The sequence below is a fragment of the Bacillus sp. SIMBA_074 genome (genome assembly GCF_046534555.1).
GTDB classification, from domain to species: domain Bacteria; phylum Bacillota; class Bacilli; order Bacillales; family Bacillaceae_G; genus Bacillus_A; species Bacillus_A mycoides.
Map to the genome: position 1 here is coordinate 1 of NZ_JAWRYM010000493.1, position 273 is coordinate 273.

General features: G+C 70.3%; 1 protein-coding gene. It reads left to right on the forward strand.

Annotated elements, in window-relative coordinates; translation table 11 throughout:
* Positions 1-15: 15 nt before the first annotated feature.
* On the forward strand, positions 16-273 hold a 258-nt coding region (locus SB773_RS31720), incomplete at its 3' end, for a Na+/H+ antiporter NhaA (protein WP_410594294.1).

The window sequence follows — 273 nt, forward strand, 5'->3', positions numbered from 1 at the left end:
GGTGCCGCGATCGCGGTGACCGTCTTTGGGCTGCTCAGTCGGCTCCTGCGCGCCCGCGCCCGACCCCTGATCATCGTGCTCTTGCTGATCTTCGCGGTAGCCACCTGGGTGCTGGTCGCCCTGTCGGGTGTTCACCCGACGATCGCGGGCGTGGCGCTGGGCCTCGTAATGGCGCACCGGCCGGGCCTCCGTGCTCGGCACCTGCTGGAGCCGTTCACCAACGGGCTGGTCCTTCCGCTCTTCGCCTTCACCGCCGCGTTGGTCCCCATCCCG